Below are 15,660 nucleotides of genomic sequence, written 5' to 3'. Positions count from 1 at the left end.
CAGTCACCGTCCGCTCCACTTGGGAGGGCGCTTCTCCGTGAATGCCGCGTGGAACTCCGCGTAGTCATCCCCTGTCATCAGGAGAGCCTGCGTCGAGGCGTCGAGTTCCACTGATGCCGCCAGGGGCATGTCCAGTTCCGCCGTGAGGAGGGCCTTGGTCTGGGCGTGGGCCAGGGCTGGGCCCGTTGCCAGGCGGTGGGCCAGTCGTTGTGCTGTCTCGTCGGCCCGGCCCTCCTCCGTCAGTTCGCTGATCAGGCCGATGCGCTCGGCCTCGGGGGCGCGGACCGGGTCGCCCAGCATCAGGAGGCGGGTGGCGTGGCCGAGGCCCACGACCCTGGGCAGGAGGTAGGCCGCGCCCATGTCGCCGCCGGAGAGGCCGACACGGGTGAAGAGGAAGGCGAAGCGGGCGGTGGGGTCGGCCACGCGGAAGTCGGCGGCCAGGGCGAGGACCGCTCCGGCGCCGGCCGCCACGCCCTGCACTGCCGCGATCACGGGGAAGGGGCACTCCCGGATGGCGCGGACCACCTGGCCGGTCATCCGGTTGAAGTCGAGGAGCTGGGCGGTGTCCATGCCGAGGGTGGCGCCGATGATCTCGTCGACGTCGCCGCCGGAGCAGAAGCCGCGGCCCTCGCCGGCCAGCACCAGGGCCCGTACGGACCGCTCCCGGGACAGCTCCGCGAGCAGGTCGCGCAGGTCGGCGTAGGCGCCGAAGGTGAGCGCGTTGAGCTTCTCGGGGCGGGCCAGGGTGACGGTGGCGACGCCGTCGGCCACGTCGACGCGGAGGTGCTCCCAGCTCGGGGTGCGGGCGGCGGAGCCGGTGAAGGGACTCATGACGTGCGGCCTCCTCGGGCGGGCACTGCCTCACTGAGCTCTACCCCACGAAGTTATCACTCATTCGTGACTGTCGTCATGAGTGCGCGATAGACCGTCCGGGTAGGACTTCCTGGGGAGCCGGGTGTGAACCGGGCCGGTCACATCCGTCACAGATCGTCCACACCGGCGTAACGGCGGGAGCAGCCGTGCGCGGCACGGCGTTCACCTGGGTAAGCCGTGCGGCAAGGGGGCCGCAGGTCCCCCGGCAGTGCCCCTCGGACGCCACGGAAGAGTGGCGCCGTACCATTCATAAGGTTGAAAGCAGGATGTCCTGCTCCATGAACGGACCCGCCTTGTACGAACTCCCCTCAGCCCCCGCCTCCTGGCGTATCGCACTGCCACACACCGCCGCGGCGGTCCCCGTGGCCCGTGCCCTGGTCCGTACGGCGCTGGCCGAGCTGGAGCACGGGGCGGACCGCGACACGGCGGAGCTGCTCACGGCGGAGCTGGTGGCGAACGCCGTGGAGCACACCTCCGGCGAGACGCCGATAGAGCTGGTGGTGGAGCTGATGCCGTCGGGCTGCCAGGTCGAGGTGCACGACACCGACCCGCAGCCGCCCGGCGATCTGACCTGCCCGTCCGGCGGGATGCCCGACCCCTGGCAGGAGCACGGGCGCGGCCTGCTGCTGATCCGCACCCTGAGCTCGTCGTGCGGTCACCGGCCGACCGAGTCCGGCAAGGCGGTGTGGTTCTGGCTGCCCGTGGTGCCGGCTCAGCGGCGGCCGTCGGCCTGACGCGGTTCAGCCGAGGGTCGCGACCAGCACCGCCTTGATCGTGTGCAGGCGGTTCTCCGCCTCGTCGAAGACGACGGAGTGCGCCGACTCGAAGACCTCGTCCGACACCTCCAGGTACTCCAGGCCGTGGGCGGCGTGGATCTCCTGGCCGACCTTGGTACCGAGGTCGTGGAAGGCGGGCAGGCAGTGCAGGAACCTCACGTCCGGGTTGCCGGTGGCGCGCAGGACGTCCATGGTCACCGCGTACGGGGCCAGGGCGGCGATGCGCTCGGCCCAGACCTCCTTCGGCTCACCCATCGAGACCCAGACGTCGGTGGCGACGAAGTCGGCGCCACGGACGCCCTCGTCCAGGGTCTCGGTGAGGGTGATGCGGGCGCCGCTGGTCCCGGCGAGGGCACGGGCCCGGTCGACGACCTCCTCGGCCGGCCAGTACTCCTTCGGGGCGACGAGACGCACGTCCATGCCGAGCAGGGCGCCGGTGACCAGGTAGGAGTTGCCCATGTTGAAGCGGGCGTCGCCCAGGTAGGCGAAGGAGATCGCGTTCAGCGGCTTGGCGCAGTGCTCCGTCATGGTCAGCACGTCGGCCAGCATCTGGGTGGGGTGCCAGTCGTCGGTGAGCCCGTTGTAGACGGGCACACCGGCGTGCGCCGCCAGCTCCTCCACCTTCTGCTGACTGTCCCCCCGGTACTCGATCCCGTCGTACATCCGGCCCAGCACCCGCGCGGTGTCGCGCACCGACTCCTTGTGGCCGATCTGCGAGCCGGAGGGGTCGAGGTACGTCGTCGAGGCGCCCTGATCGGCGGCCGCGACCTCGAAGGCGCAGCGGGTGCGGGTGGAGGTCTTCTCGAAGATCAGCGCGATGTTCCGGCCCCGCAGGTACTGCGTCTCGGTCCCTGCCTTCTTGGCGGCCTTCAGCTCGGCGGCCAGCTCGACCAGACCGCGGAACTCCTCCTCGGTGAAGTCCAGCTCCTTGAGGAAGTGGCGGCCGGCGAGGGCGGTCGGGACTGTCGCCATGGGGCGCTCCAGGGATACGGCGGTACGGGGACGGACAGGACTCCTGGAATACTATACGAAACTCAGCATGCCTATACGTGGACGTGGGGTGCCTATACGGGCTCCCGTTCGACCGGGCAGCTCATGCACCGCGGGCCGCCCCTGCCCCGCCCCAGCTCACTGCCCGGGATCTCTATCACCTCGATGCCCTGTTTGCGCAGGTGGGTGTTGGTGGTGGCGTTCCGCTCGTAGGCGACCACGACGCCGGGTTCGACGGCCAGGACGTTGCAGCCGTCGTCCCACTGCTCGCGTTCGGCCGCGTGCACGTCCTGGGTGGCGGTCAGCACCCGGATCTCGTTCAGGCCGAGCGCGGCGGCGATCGCGCGGTGCATGTGCTCCGGCGGATGGTCGGTGACCTTGAGTTCCTTCTCGCCGACGCCCGGTTCGATGGTGTACGAGCGGAGCATGCCGAGCCCCGCGTACTGGGTGAAGGTGTCGCCGTCGACCATCGTCATCACGGTGTCGAGGTGCATGAAGGCACGCCGCTTGGGCATGTCGAGGGCCACGATCGTCTCGGCGGAACCGGCGGCGAACAGCTTGTGCGCGAGCATCTCGACCGCCTGGGGCGTGGTGCGCTCGCTCATGCCGATGAGCACCGCCCCGTTGCCGATGACCAGGACGTCCCCGCCCTCGATGGTGGACGGGTAGTCGGCCTGCCCCTCGGACCAGAGGTGGAAGGTCTCGTCCCGGAACAGCGGGTGGTGCCGGTAGATCGCCTCGAAGTGCACGGTCTCGCGCTGCCGGGCGGGCCAGCGCATGGCGTTGATGGAGACGCCGTCGTAGATCCACGCGGAGGTGTCGCGGGTGAAGAGGTGGTTGGGCAGGGGGTCCAGCAGGAAGTCGTCCAGTTCCATGACGTGGAAGCGCACGGAGGTCGGTTCCGGGTGCACGTCGAGGAACTCACGCTTGGTCATGCCGCCGACCAGGAGCTCGGCCAGCTCCGCCCCGGGCAGATCCTCGAAGGCGGCTCTTAGATGGTCGGTGGCGAGCGGGCCGTACTCCTTCTCGTCGAAGACCCGGTCCAGGACGAGGGTCCTGGCCGCCGGGGCCTCCAGGGCCTCGGCCAGCAGGTCACCGAAGAGGTGGACGGCGACCCCCCGGTCGCGCAGCACGTCGGCGAACCCGTCGTGCTCGGCGCGGGCCCTGCGCACCCACAGCACGTCGTCGAAGAGCAGCGAGGTCTTGTTGCTGGGGGTGAGCCTTTTGAGCTCGAGATCGGGCCGGTGCAGGATGACGCGGCGCAGCCGCCCGGCCTCGGAGTGGACGTGGTAAGCCATGCCTCCATCCTGACCATCGGAGCGCCCGTTGACGCGCTGCTCGCGCGTTTCGGCGAACTCTTGTTTGCGTCTGCCTGACGACAATCGTCTGTCCGACGACAATCGGGCCGGGCCGGGCCGGGACGTCCCGGTCAGCCGCTGGGCAGCGGCTGGAGCAGCTCCGGCCGGGCCAGCATGCGCCGCGTCTCCCGGCCCGGGTCGAGCACGGCCCGTGCGACGATCCAGCCGGCCAGTAGGTGCGGCTCGGCGGGGTCGGCGGCCAGCTGTCCGGCGTACCGGTCGAGCGCGGCGGCCGCGTCCCCGGCTGCGAGGTGCTCGTCGGCGGTGCGCGGGGCGACGGGGCGGGCGGCGAAGGCGTGGGTGCGGACGTCGGGCCAGGAGGTGCGGTCGGGGCGGAAGCGGGGGCCGTCCGACGGTATCTCCACGGCGGGGTCGACGTTGCGCAACCGCCACTCGGTGCGGTGCAGCGCGGCGGCCGTACGGGCCCGGGTGAGGGCGGCGTGCGGGACCGGCTCGCGCAGCCAGCCGTCCAGGGTGCGGGCGAGGCCCGACACGAGGGCCCGGCCCTGCACGGTCAGCCGGCCGCTGGTCAGCAGCGTGCGCACGGCCAGGCGGCTCTGGAGGCGACGCAGGGCGAAGAAGTAGGCGGCCCGCTCGGCTTCCTCGGCCCGCTCAGCTTCCTCGCCCCCCTCCGCTCCGGCCAGCCGGTCCCGCCAGAAACCCGCGACGCCGGTGAAGGCGTAGGCGCCGTGCAGCAGACCGGTGAGGTGGCGCGGGTCGGTACGCCAAGGTGCGTAGTAGCGCTCGGCCCGGTCGTCCTCCAGCAGCGGGAACAGGTGCAGGAGGGCGGCCAGTTTGCTGTGCTGGAGCTCGTGCACCAGGGTCTCGGCGAGGGCGAGCGCGGAGGCCGGACGGACGATGAGCATGCCGCCGAAGGAGTCACCGCTGGAGGCCGACACCTGCACGAAGGGGGGCGGGGGCGGGCTGACGGAGGTGCGCCCGAAGGGCACGATCGCCCGGATCATGGCGGGGTCGACCCGCCCGGGGCCCGGTGTGCCCGGCCGTGCGAGGATCCGCGCGGCCTCCCCGAACAACCGCTGCCACTCCTGGGCCTCGTCCTCGTCGAGCCGGGCGGGGGGCAGGTGGTCGTCGAGATCGCGGTAGGGGTCGAGGTCTTCGAGTACGACGGTGACAGGGGCCCCGCCGCCGGGGCCGGTGTGGGTGAGGGTCCGCAGCGGGAGCCAGGTGCCCCCCGCGGCGTCGGCACGCCGCGTCAGCGGATGACAGGTCACCCGCACCGATCCGGTCGTGCCGCCCGGCCCGGTGACCGTCAGCTCTCCCCCGCCCGTCGTGGCCCGGCCGACCGCCAGTCCCTCCTCGGCGTCGGGGAGTTGGACCATGCCGAGACCGGGCAGGGGCAGCCGCCCACTGGTGAGGGGAACGTCGAGGGTGGCCTCCGTGCCCGCGTGCAAGGAGGCCGAGAGGGCCAGCGCACCCAGGTGGCCCGCCTCCGCCCACAGCGGCGGCCCGGTCGCCGTGCCCCGCACCCGGCGCAGCATGTGGCAGATCCAGCCGCCCGTCGCCGGGGCCAGCAGCAGGCGTTCGACCGGCTCGGGCGACTTCTCGGCCGCCTCCTTGAGCACGCGCCAGGCTTCGGCGGCCGGGGTGAGGGGGGTGGGCAGGGCGTCCAGGTGGTCGAGGAGGGTGCGCAGGAGCAGCAACCGCCGCGCGCGTTCTGCTCGTTCGAGGAAGGCGACGGCCGCTGCCGAACCGCCTCCGGCGGCCAGCTCCGCGAAGAGCCGGTCCGGCATGCGGAAGGGAGCGAGGTGCTGCTCGCTGGTCATCGTCGCGGGCCTCCGGTCGCTTGGCGGACATGCGCGGACCCCGGTGCGTGAGCGGTCGCATCGGAGTTGTGCCGTCGGGACGGCGTGGGCCTGCTAATCGGCTCGGGCGCCCCCCGGCCCCTCGCCACTCCTCATGCTGCTACGGGCGCGCAGCACCTCGGCCAGCAGGCGGGTGGTGGGGGGCAGGGCGGGGAGACCGTCCACGGCGCTCAGGGGCAACGCCGCGAGGTCCGCCAGATCGGATTCCCACACAACGGTCTCCCCGATGGCGACGACCGGTTCAGGTGCGGTGGCGGCTCCGGCGTGGTGCAGAGCGGGTGGCTGGTCCAAGATGCTCCCCCTTCTCGCACGGTGGCACGCGATGCCCCGTGTCTCTCCATCATGGCGATGGCCAATACCCCCCGGGGCGAAAACCGTGCGATTACTCCACTGACCACCGCCGATCACGCCGGTCCGTCGCCGGAGGCACCAACGCGGCCAGCGCGGCGGCGAGTTCCGCCTTCAGTTCCGGGTCGTCGTCGACGGACACCACAGCGTCGAACAGGTCCCACAGTACCTCCGGGTTCCGCCGGGTGAGCCCGCCGAGGATGTTGACGGCGTCGGTACGCGCCTTGCTGTGACGGCGCAGTACGGCGGTGACATGAGGGTCGAGTGCGCTCACGACCGTCTGCCGCTCGCCGGCGTCCTGCATCAGGGGGTAGGCGAGCAGAGCCTCCACCGCCCGCTGCAACGCCGTGAGGGACCGCGGCGCCGCGGGCGGCACGGCCGGCGGCAAGGTCTCGGTGCGGTCAGGGCCCTGGAGGCGAATCTCGGGATGCTGCAGAGTACGGCCCTCTTGCCTGAGGGCCGCGATGCGCGCTCGAACGGCCGGAAACAGTTCCTCCGGATCGGGCGGCGCCGGCAGAACGGCCGCCCGGTCGGCCAGCAGACCGAGCAGGACGTCGGAGAACAGGCCGGTGCCACGGACGGGGTCGTTGGCCGCCGCCCTGCCCCGGCCGGCAGCGCGCAGCACGGTCTGCCGGTGCGCATGGTTGGGCCGACCCACGGGCAGTGCGTCGGCGGGCAGCGCCTCCTGGAACGCCAAGTCCTCCTCGAAGGTCTCGCAGGCGTCCACGATCCACATCTGCTCACGCAGACCGGGCACGGCGTCGCCCGCGTACCGGGCGAGCGCGGAGTCCAGGTCGATGCCCACCTTGTCGGCGAGACCGGCGTCCGCGCAGAAGAGCCGGAGCCGCCCGGCCCGGTCCAGCACGCCGTGTCCGCCCCACCACACCCACAGCATGTCGCCCTGGGCCGGGGACAGTTCGCGGACGAGGACCCGGCGCAGGGTCGCATGGTCCGCGGGCCGGTAAGGCACTTGCGGGCCGTACGGCGGCAAGGGGGCCAGATGTAGCCGCACTTGCGGCTCCGGCACCCCGGCGTCCCGCAGCAGCCGCCAGAACCGTACGGCGTCCCGGGCGGGGCCTGGCAGCCGCCAGGCGTCCCCGGCCTCGTACGACTCGATCCCGACGACGAGGGCGTGCACCCGGGCCGGGTCGACGGACAGCTTCGGGCCGGTCACGGCAGGTGGTCTCCGATGTGGCGGTACACGACGGGGTTCGTCCAGTAGGCGCTGTGCGCGGCGGGGAACGGCTGGCCGCTGTCGACGGGGACGTCGGTGACGCGGCCCGGGAAGAGTTCCGCGCCGAGGTAGCCGAGGAGGTCGCGCGGGTCGTACAGGTTCAGCCAGGCAGGGAAGTGCGGCGGCAGGGGCGCGGGGTGTTCGAGGGAGGGCAGGGAGCCCGACTCGTAGAGGAAGGGCCCTTGGGAGCCGGCCGTCACCAGGAGGCCGACCTGCGGTAGCGGGGCGGGGATCAGCGTGTCCAGGGCGATGATGCCGCCGAGGCTGTGGCCGACCACGGCGACGGGCGGCTCCAGGCCGGCGACGAGGGTGCGCAGGCCGTCCCGGAAGGCCGCGCCCCGGCTCAGGTAGCGCAGAATGTCACCGGCGGCGGGGTGGGCGGCTTCGGTGAGGACACGCCGGCGGCGCTCGACCGCCCGCGCGGCCATGGCCCCGGCCGACCGCAGCAGGTAGGAGCGCAGCCCCCGCTCGGCGCCCCGGGCCGGTGCTCCGAGGGCCTCGGCGAGGCGGTCGGTGACGGCGTCACGGGTCTCGCCGACCGGGACGAGCGGGGAGTCGGCGTCGAGGGCGTCGGCGATGAGGCGGGCGGTCAGGGAGCGGGCGGCGAGAACGGCGAGGTCCGCCGGGTCGAGGGCGTCAGCGGCGGGGCCGAGCAGGGGGTGGGCGGCCAGGTCGGTGGCGGCGCGGGCCAGTCCGGGGCCCACCTCGGCTCCTGGTTCGTCGCCTCGGGCGGCGAGTGCGGTGAGCAGCGCCCGTATGCGCTGCTGGGGCGGTACGGTGCCGGGCGGGCGTTCGACGGCCGGGCCGGATGCGGCGGCGGCCGAGGCCAGTTCGGCGTACGGGTCGTCGTAGAGGACAGCCCACGCCGCGGTCGTCTCGTCGCTCGGGTCCGGGCTCGCCGGTCCCCTACCAGGACCGCGTGTGGTGCCGGACCGGGGCGGCAGACTCGCCCCGCCGGCCGCGAGCGTGGCACCGTGTGCCGCTCCCCAGTAGTAGGGCACGATGTCCATCCCGGCGCGCTGTGCGGCCAGTCCGGCCGTCACCCGCCCCACCAGGCGGGAGAAGGCCGGTTCACGCACCCCGGTTCCGTGAACGAAGACGACCGCCGTCATGCGCCCCCCCGTGAGACGGACACCTCACGGTGTCAACTTCCCACTATCGCAAGGAGGTTGCGCCCAGGCAAACGGGCGCGGCCGGTGTCACATGGGCATGGGAGCGATGTCGCACTCGATGCGGCGGCGCTGGCGGGCGGCCTGGAGCCAGGGGTGGCTGTTGCGCAGCACTGCGGCGAAGCCCTCCACGGCCTTGCGCTGGAGGGCGTCCGCCTCGTCGGCCCGTCCGAGTCCCCGCAGGTCGAGGGAGAGGTTGGAGATGCAGGAAAGGGTGAGCGGGTGGCCCTCACCCGCTACCTCGGTCAGCAGGGGCAGGTTAACGGAGTCGATGGCGTGCGCCCGCTCGAAGTCGAGCCGGCCGTAGAAGGTGTTGGCCTGGCCGATGCCCACGGTGAGGGTGATGATGTGGTGCGGCCCGACCGTGTCGCTCAGCCGCCGCACGACGTCGTCCTCCAACTCCTGCGCGGCGTCCAGGGCACCCAGGGCCCGCTCGGTGGCGGCCAGGTTCGCCCTGGTCAAAAGGGTGTGCGCGTGGTTCGCTCCGAGGCGCCGCTCAAGCCGGTCCGCGGTGGTCCCCGCGAGCCGGTGGGAGCCTTCCAGATCCCCGGCCAGGCGGCGGTCGACGGAGACGTTGGCCGCCGTGGTCAGCGTGTCGAGGTGCTCGTCGCCGTAGCGGGTCGCGAAGTTGCGCAGGGTGTCCTCTGCCAGCTTGGCGCCCTCGGCGAGGTTTCCGTCCCGGCGGCGGCAGACTCCGAGGTCACGGGCGATGCGCAGGGTCAGGGGGTTTTTGTCACCGAGCGCGGTGAGCGCCCGGCGGTAGACGTCCTCCTGAAATTCACGCGCCTCGGGGTACCGGCCCGCCTCTCGCGTGTCGATGCCGACGCAGTGGAGGGTGTTGAGCGTGAAGAAGCTGGCGTCGCCGAGCAGGGCGTCGCGCTGGCGGGCGGTCTCCTGGTCCAGCGTCAGCGCTTCCTTGAACTGCCCGCACAGCCGCAGGTCCACCCCCAAGCTGTGAGCGCCCCGCAGGGTGGCCTGGTCATCGGGGCCGAACAACGATCGAGCCAGTTCGGTGGCCTCCCGGCCCAGGTCCCGCGCCTCCTGGAATCGGCCCTGGTAACGGCGGGCGTCGGACATGTCACATAGGGAGTCGATGAGTTCCTCAGGCTCGACCTGCACCCGGCGGGAGACCTCCAGCGCCTTCTCGGTGAGCGGGATCGACTCGGCGATCTGCCCGGTCCGGCGCAGCAAGAACGCGAAGCCCTTGATCATGCGGATGACATAGATGTCCTCCTCGCCCGAGGCGGCGAGCCAGGCGCTCCACGCCTGCCGGCCGAAGGCCGCCGCGCCTTCGTGGTCACCCCAGTAGTAGAGGAACCACATGGTGTCGTAGACCAGGTCGCGCACATAGGGGTCGGTGCTGGTCACCGCCTGGGAGGCGAGCACGTGGGGCAGCAGCGCCTGGTAGGCGCGCCACTCCAGGGAGGATCCGTAGGGGCCCCGGTTCGCAGCGGACAGCAGTTGGTGGGCGGCGTCCCGCATCCGCTCGCGTTCCTCTTCGCTCAGCTTGGCGAGGAGCACAGTCTGGAGCAGGCGGTGCATCTGGAGGGTGCCCGCGCGCGGATCGACCTTGATCAGGGAGAACTGGCTGAGGTCGCGGATCGCCCGGTTCAGTTTGATCGGCTCGCGCAGCATCGGGTCGATCTGTGGCGTGATGTTGACGCCCCGGCTGCTACGCAGGATCGACCTCGGGATCGGCTCGGGGGCCATGCTGGCGCAGATGTCGAGCAGTTGGCGGGCACCCGGATTGTTCTCCCTGATGCGTTCCAGGGAGATGTCCCAGGCGGCGGCAACGGAGACCGGGTAGTCGGGGCTCTGCTCGATCTCCAGGATCTCCGGGCTGCGCCGGGCGAGCAGTTCGAGGTACTCGTCGACCTCCATGCCGGTGACACCGAGCCAGGCGCCCGCCTGCTCCACGGCGAGCGGCAGGTCACCGAGGGCCTCGGCCAGCCGGTCGGCGTCCTCCCGCGGCAGGTCCGCGGCGCGCTTCTGAAGCAGCTCGATGGACTCCTCGCGCTCGAAGACATTCACCAACAACGAGGTGGCCACCCGTTCCCAGCCCCGGTTCCGGGAGGTGACGATGATTTTCCCCGGTGCGTTGGCGGGGAAGTAACCGCGTACCATCTCAACGTCTTCAGCGTTGTCGAAGACAAGCAGCCAGTTGTCGTACGGCACCCCCGCGCGTAGCGCTTCCAGGGCCGCAGGGACTGCTGTGCCGGCGGCCGGAACTCCCACAGTGTCCTGCTCGGCCGGCGCGACACCCAACTGGGCGGCCAGAGTCGCGAGGGCCGCGAGCACGAGGCTCTCCCGCTCGGCGGGGATCCAGCAGATCACTCTGTAGTCGTGCTGATGGGTGTAGATGTACTCCAGCACCAGCTGGGACTTGCCGACACCGCCGAGACCGTGCAGCGCGTGTGGCAGCACGGCTGCGGTGTCCTGTGCCGCGAGCTGTTCCTCCACCGTCCGCAACAGTGCCTGCCGGCCGACGAACGTGGTGTTCCGCAGGGGAACATTCACCAGGAGGGCAGGCGGTTCGGTCGATGTCCTGTTCATTCCCTGCCCTGTCTTCGTCGGATACTGGTCCGGTTCCTGTGACGCCGTCACCGGTTGCGCTGCGGGCTGCTCGACAGCCCTTCTGCCCGCCGGCCGTGCGCGTCGGCGTGCGGGCCTGTTGTTGACGACCCCTGGGACGTCCCGCTCCACCTCGATCCGGCGGGCCCGTTCGGCGTACGGCCCTGCCAGCGCCCTCATGACAGCGAGCTCCGAAGCCCGCCAGGCCCCGGCGTCCGGGTCCGGCAGGGCGGTGCCGTACGGGTCCCGCAGGGCGGCCCGCAGTGCGACAGCCTGTTCTCCTGCTGCGGGCAGTTCACCGAGGACACCGATGATGCGGGCCAGCTGAGCACGGGTCGTGGTGGCGAGGAGTGCCTCGCGGATGCCGTCGGCGAAGTCGGGACGTTCCATGTCGCGGCCGCCCCAGTCGATCAGGCCGCCCATGAGGATCTCGGCGAGGTGTTCGGGGCCGGCCGTCGGCATCGTCCGTTTCCGCAATTGGTCGATGAGATCGAAGTCGAAGGGAATCGCGGCGACATGAGTCGCCAGTCGGCGGGCCGCCGGCGTGGCGAGCGTGAAGAAGCGGCCCACCGCGTCACCGGCTCCCGACCGGCGAGGAGCACGCAGACCGGGCGCGGGAGCTCCTTGGTACAGCGTTCCGGCCACCACGGCGGGCAAGGTACGGCGCACGCCCCGCTCGCCGAGCACGAGGTCGGCCCAAGCGGAGAAGGAGCCCGCCTTCAGGGAAAGTACCGGGACCGGCAGGGCGCCGTCGACCAGTTGCGGCAGTGGGCGCATCGGGTCGAGCCCACCGGCCGACGGTCGCAGGCCGAGGCGGTGGTTGGCCGCGCCGAAGCCGCCGGCCTCCAGTTCCGCCGGATAGGGATACAGCGAAGAGCGGTGCCTCATGTGGGGCGGCAGAAGATGCACCAGGGCGGTGGGGCCGGCCCGGCCCAGGCGGCCGAGGAGGCGGTCGGCGGCCGGAGCCGCCCAGCCGTGGCGGAGCCCGTCCGTGACGACGAGGAAGATGCGGTCCTTGCGTCCGTTGAGGACTTCACCCGGGTCCGCCGTGGTCCCTGCGGCACTCCAGCGCAGCCTCGGCTCGCCGTTCCGGGGCACGACCACGTCGACGGCTCGGACTGCACGGAAGGCACCGCTGTGTTCGGCGGCTGCGGCCAGGGCGGCCGTCTCCGCACGCCACACCGCCATGGTGGCGGTCTCGTCCATGAGGATGACCAGCTCGAAGGCGGTGACGTCGGCGGGCCGGAAGCTGGGAAGCCACAGCTCGTCGAAGATGCCCCGTTCCGCCGTGGTCTCTTCGTCCAGTTGCACGGCGTCGTGGGACGGTACCTGGCGCGAGAGGTGGTGCAGCACGCGCGCCAGTTCCGCAGCGGGTCCGTTGTCCGCCGGGGCGGTGGACCGCGTCGGCGCCAGCGCGGGAACGCCCAGGCGCACGCGGTCGGACCCGTCGGGGTCGGGGGTGAAGGACGGGGCCGCAGACGTTGCGGTGTCATCCTTCGGCGGATCGGGCGGCTCCTGGCGCGAGACGTGGGGCGGGAGCTCCGGGACCCCGGCCGGTTCCGTCTCCGGGGAGTCCCCGCCCGTCCGGATCGGGGCACCGGTGCGGGGCGAGTGGGCCATCAACCAGACGGCGTCGGCGAGATCCTGCCAGCGCAGGGCGGACGGTCCGGACGCGGCCGGGGGCGGCTGCGGCCCTGACCGCCCTGCGACGGCCGTGTCGGCACCACCGGGGCCGGACCCGGATGCCGGGCAGCCGGGCTCCCCGTCCACTCAGCGGCCCTTCGCCAGATCACGCAGCAGCATCTCCAGGAGCTTGCGTCCCCCCTCGTCGGCCCGGAACGTACCGGCGGAGGTGAGCTGGACGGCGTTGAGCAGCTGGTCAAGGGAATGCATGCCACCCGCCTCGATGCGCTGGACGAACAGGTCCACCAGGGATTCGGCGTCCGGCGGCCGCGTCCTGAGGTGACTCTCCACGATGGCGAGCAGCTGCTCCCGGGTCGGGGTACGCATGGCCAACGGCAGACAACGCCGGCGGAAGGCGGCAGGGAACTCCCGCTCCCCGTTGCTGGTGATCACCACCACCGGGAACTCCCGGCACTCCACTCGCCCTTGCCGCACAACGGCGTGCACCCCCGCGTCGCCGGTGTGCACCCGTGCGCTGTCCTGGTTGTCCCGCACCAGCTCCGGGATCTCGTAACTGCCGTTCTCGAGCACGTGCAACAGATCGTTCGGCAGGTCGATGTCGCTCTTGTCGAGTTCGTCGACAAGCAGCACTCGAGGGCGTTCATAGGGCAGCAGGGCAGTGCCCAGCGGGCCCAGAGTGATGAAGTCGCCGATGGCGGGCGCCGGTGCTGCCGGCGCACTGGGTTCGGCCCCGGCGGCCGACGGGGCGGCTCCGGCAGGGCTCAGACCGGCTCGCCAGGCCGCGATGGCCTGTGCGCGGCCGAGAGCGTCGTGGGCGTACAGTCCGTCACGCAATGTGGTCCGGCTGACGATGTTCCACTCCAGCACACGCCCCAGACCGAGCTCACGGGCCATGAGGTAGGCGAGTGTGGACTTGCCCACGCCCGGTGACCCGGTGACCAGAAGCGGCCTGCGCAGCAGCAGGGCGGCGTTGACGATGTCGGTGCTCTCGCTGTCGAGCTGGGGCACCGCGTCGACCTGTCCGAGGCGGCGCGTCGCTGACTCCTCGTCCTCAGGAGCCGCAGGCTGTGGCGGGCCGCCTCGGAACCGGCGCCAAGGCGGCACGGGTGGTAGTTGGGGCGGCGTCCCTCGCGGGGCGGCCCCCGTGGCTCGGAAGACGCGCCAGTTCTCCACCTCCGCCGGTTCCGGCCCGCTCATACCGGGGTCTCCTCACTGTCGATGGTGCGCCTGCTGCCCATATAGGCGATGTCGTGCTCATGCGCCAGGTCGTCGTCCGCGGCTGTCTGGATGTCGACGAGCCGGTGGGGGTCGTCCCAGAAGAAGGCGATGTGCCGGCCGAGCAACAGGGGCCCGGCAGCGTCGACTTCCGCTCTGCGTCTCAGTCGATGGATGACGAGAGGGAGCTGGGCCGGCTTCTGAACGGCGGCGAAAACGGCTGTGACCACCTCGCGACGCTCTTCGAGGAACGTGCCCCTGCGGTCCCAGACGGCCAGCGGGACTCCCTCCGCGATGGCAGCCTTGAGAACCTCCATGGCAGGGCTCCCGTCGGGAGCGTCGAGCACCGCCGCAGTGCGGCCGGGGTCGGCGGCAAGGGCTGCCTGCCACTCGTTCAGCCCGTCGGCATCCGAAGACCGCCAACCGTGCACAGTGATCCCCTGGCGTTGCAACCGGGTCCAGCGCTCCAGCCATTGTGCCCTGACCAGTACGTCGTCCGTCCGCATCCGCTCCAGGCTGCGCAAGTGCACCGCGTACTTCAGCCCGAGAGGCAGCGGGTTGCCGTCCCCCGAGCGCACCGTCAGCCCTGCCACGTTGTGGTTCAGCAACTCGTACGGCAGGACGAACTCAACGTAGGGCGGCGTGGCTTCGGAGCCGTCGAGCAGGGGTTCGCCAAGGCCGCCAGGGGCCAGCCGTACGACTTGGCGCAGAGCGCGCTCCACCGCCCCGCCCAGTCCGTCAAGACTGATCGTCTCGGGCAGGCAAGGCTGAGGTTGCCAGTAGCCGGGAACCGTATTGAGCCAGGGGCGGACCACGATGTCCCCGGAGCCGTCCCCCGCCGGTTCCACGGTCACCACGAGGCATCTGGGAATGGTGGGGTCGGCGGTGGCAGCGGCCCGTTGAGACCGGCGTCGTCGCAGCGGGGCGAGCAGGCCGGCCCGCTCCGCCCAACCTCGCGACCATGAGGACAGGGCGTGCTGCCAGGCAGAGGACGCGACCAGCCCCGCCGCGTGCTCGATGAGCAGCACAGCGGGCGGCAGACCGTCCGGCTGCGCGTTCAAGTCCAATAAGTGCGTGAAGAGTTGCTCGGGGGACAGGCGAGGCGGCATCTCACAGTGCAGTTCCCTGGCGAGGGCGTCGCGCAGAGCCGCCCCGGACAGCTGCCCCTTCACGGCGGCGAGCAGGGCGACGGCCGCTTCCGTGTCACGAGGGGACAGCGGTCCGGACAGCGGTGCGGCAGCGTCCACCGTGTGCCCTCCGGGCGTCAGCAGCCGCTCGAACGCGGAGGCGGCCGAGGCACCTTCGCAGAGCCTCACCACATCAACCAGCACGCGCCCGCCCCCCGGCACGCTCAGCGCCGCCCGTACAAGGGCGATGACGTCCTCACGCTGCTTGGTTCCGCGCACATCGACGTGCAGGTTCAACTGCTCGGAGAGGATCCCGGCGAAGAACACCCGCCCGGGCTGATCCTCCACACAGCTCAGTTCGCACAGCGCCTCTGTCAGGCGGAGCAACAGAGAGCCTCTCGGCGTGCGTCCGAACTCGCCTAAATCCGCCGCTGTCTCCACCGACCTTCCCCCACGAGCCGGTACACCTGACTGACCAGCGAACGTAGCACGTCATTTCCTGACTAACCAGGTTGCTCGGCGTCGGGAGTCG

General features: G+C 71.6%; 11 protein-coding genes. 1 reads left to right on the top strand and 10 read right to left on the bottom strand.

Annotation, left to right across the window (positions count from 1 at the left end):
- Positions 1-3: 3 nt before the first annotated feature.
- Positions 4-831, bottom strand: coding sequence for an enoyl-CoA hydratase family protein (locus tag QC385_RS12425; RefSeq protein ID WP_279541352.1), 828 nt, complete (start codon positions 829-831; stop codon positions 4-6).
- 308 nt (positions 832-1,139) lie between these two features.
- Between QC385_RS12425 and QC385_RS12420 the strand changes: the two genes are divergently transcribed.
- Entirely contained in the window at positions 1,140-1,607 is a 468-nt protein-coding gene (locus QC385_RS12420; protein WP_279541351.1) for an ATP-binding protein, read from the top strand.
- A gap of 6 nt (positions 1,608-1,613) precedes the next feature.
- On the opposite strand, the gene argF is transcribed toward QC385_RS12420, so the two are convergent.
- From argF to QC385_RS12375, 9 genes are all read right to left on the bottom strand, one after another.
- Entirely contained in the window at positions 1,614-2,621 is a 1,008-nt protein-coding gene (gene argF / locus QC385_RS12415; RefSeq protein WP_279541350.1) for an ornithine carbamoyltransferase, read from the bottom strand.
- 92 nt (positions 2,622-2,713) lie between these two features.
- On the bottom strand, positions 2,714-3,937 hold the full coding sequence (locus QC385_RS12410; RefSeq protein WP_279541349.1) for an arginine deiminase: 1,224 nt from the start codon (positions 3,935-3,937) through the stop codon (positions 2,714-2,716).
- A gap of 131 nt (positions 3,938-4,068) precedes the next feature.
- Entirely contained in the window at positions 4,069-5,781 is a 1,713-nt protein-coding gene (locus QC385_RS12405) for an HEXXH motif domain-containing protein (protein ID WP_279541348.1), read from the bottom strand.
- A gap of 93 nt (positions 5,782-5,874) precedes the next feature.
- A complete protein-coding gene (locus QC385_RS12400; RefSeq protein ID WP_279541347.1) occupies positions 5,875-6,111 on the bottom strand; it encodes a hypothetical protein in 237 nt (78 codons plus the stop codon).
- A gap of 91 nt (positions 6,112-6,202) precedes the next feature.
- Positions 6,203-7,342 carry an effector-associated domain 2-containing protein gene (locus QC385_RS12395; RefSeq protein ID WP_279541346.1) on the bottom strand — a complete coding sequence of 380 codons (1,140 nt, stop codon included), beginning with the start codon at positions 7,340-7,342 and terminating at the stop codon, positions 6,203-6,205.
- Positions 7,339-8,514, bottom strand: a complete 1,176-nt coding sequence (locus QC385_RS12390) for an alpha/beta fold hydrolase (protein ID WP_279541345.1) — start codon at positions 8,512-8,514, stop codon at positions 7,339-7,341. Before QC385_RS12390 ends, QC385_RS12395 begins: the two co-directional genes overlap by 4 nt.
- An 87-nt stretch (positions 8,515-8,601) precedes the next feature.
- On the bottom strand, positions 8,602-12,912 hold the full coding sequence (fxsT, locus tag QC385_RS12385) for an FxSxx-COOH system tetratricopeptide repeat protein (protein ID WP_279541344.1): 4,311 nt from the start codon (positions 12,910-12,912) through the stop codon (positions 8,602-8,604).
- Entirely contained in the window at positions 12,913-13,983 is a 1,071-nt protein-coding gene (locus QC385_RS12380) for an AAA family ATPase (RefSeq protein ID WP_279541343.1), read from the bottom strand. It abuts the gene before it with no gap.
- Complete coding sequence (locus QC385_RS12375; RefSeq protein ID WP_279541342.1) at positions 13,980-15,569, bottom strand: VMAP-C domain-containing protein; 1,590 nt, start codon at positions 15,567-15,569, stop codon at positions 13,980-13,982. Before QC385_RS12375 ends, QC385_RS12380 begins: the two co-directional genes overlap by 4 nt.
- Positions 15,570-15,660: the final 91 nt, after the last annotated feature.

This window comes from Streptomyces sp. DH10, from assembly GCF_029813805.1.
GTDB classification, from domain to species: domain Bacteria; phylum Actinomycetota; class Actinomycetes; order Streptomycetales; family Streptomycetaceae; genus Streptomyces; species Streptomyces coeruleofuscus.
The sequence above is the reverse complement of the archived record's forward strand: the minus strand, read 5'-3'. Positions and strand labels throughout refer to the sequence as shown.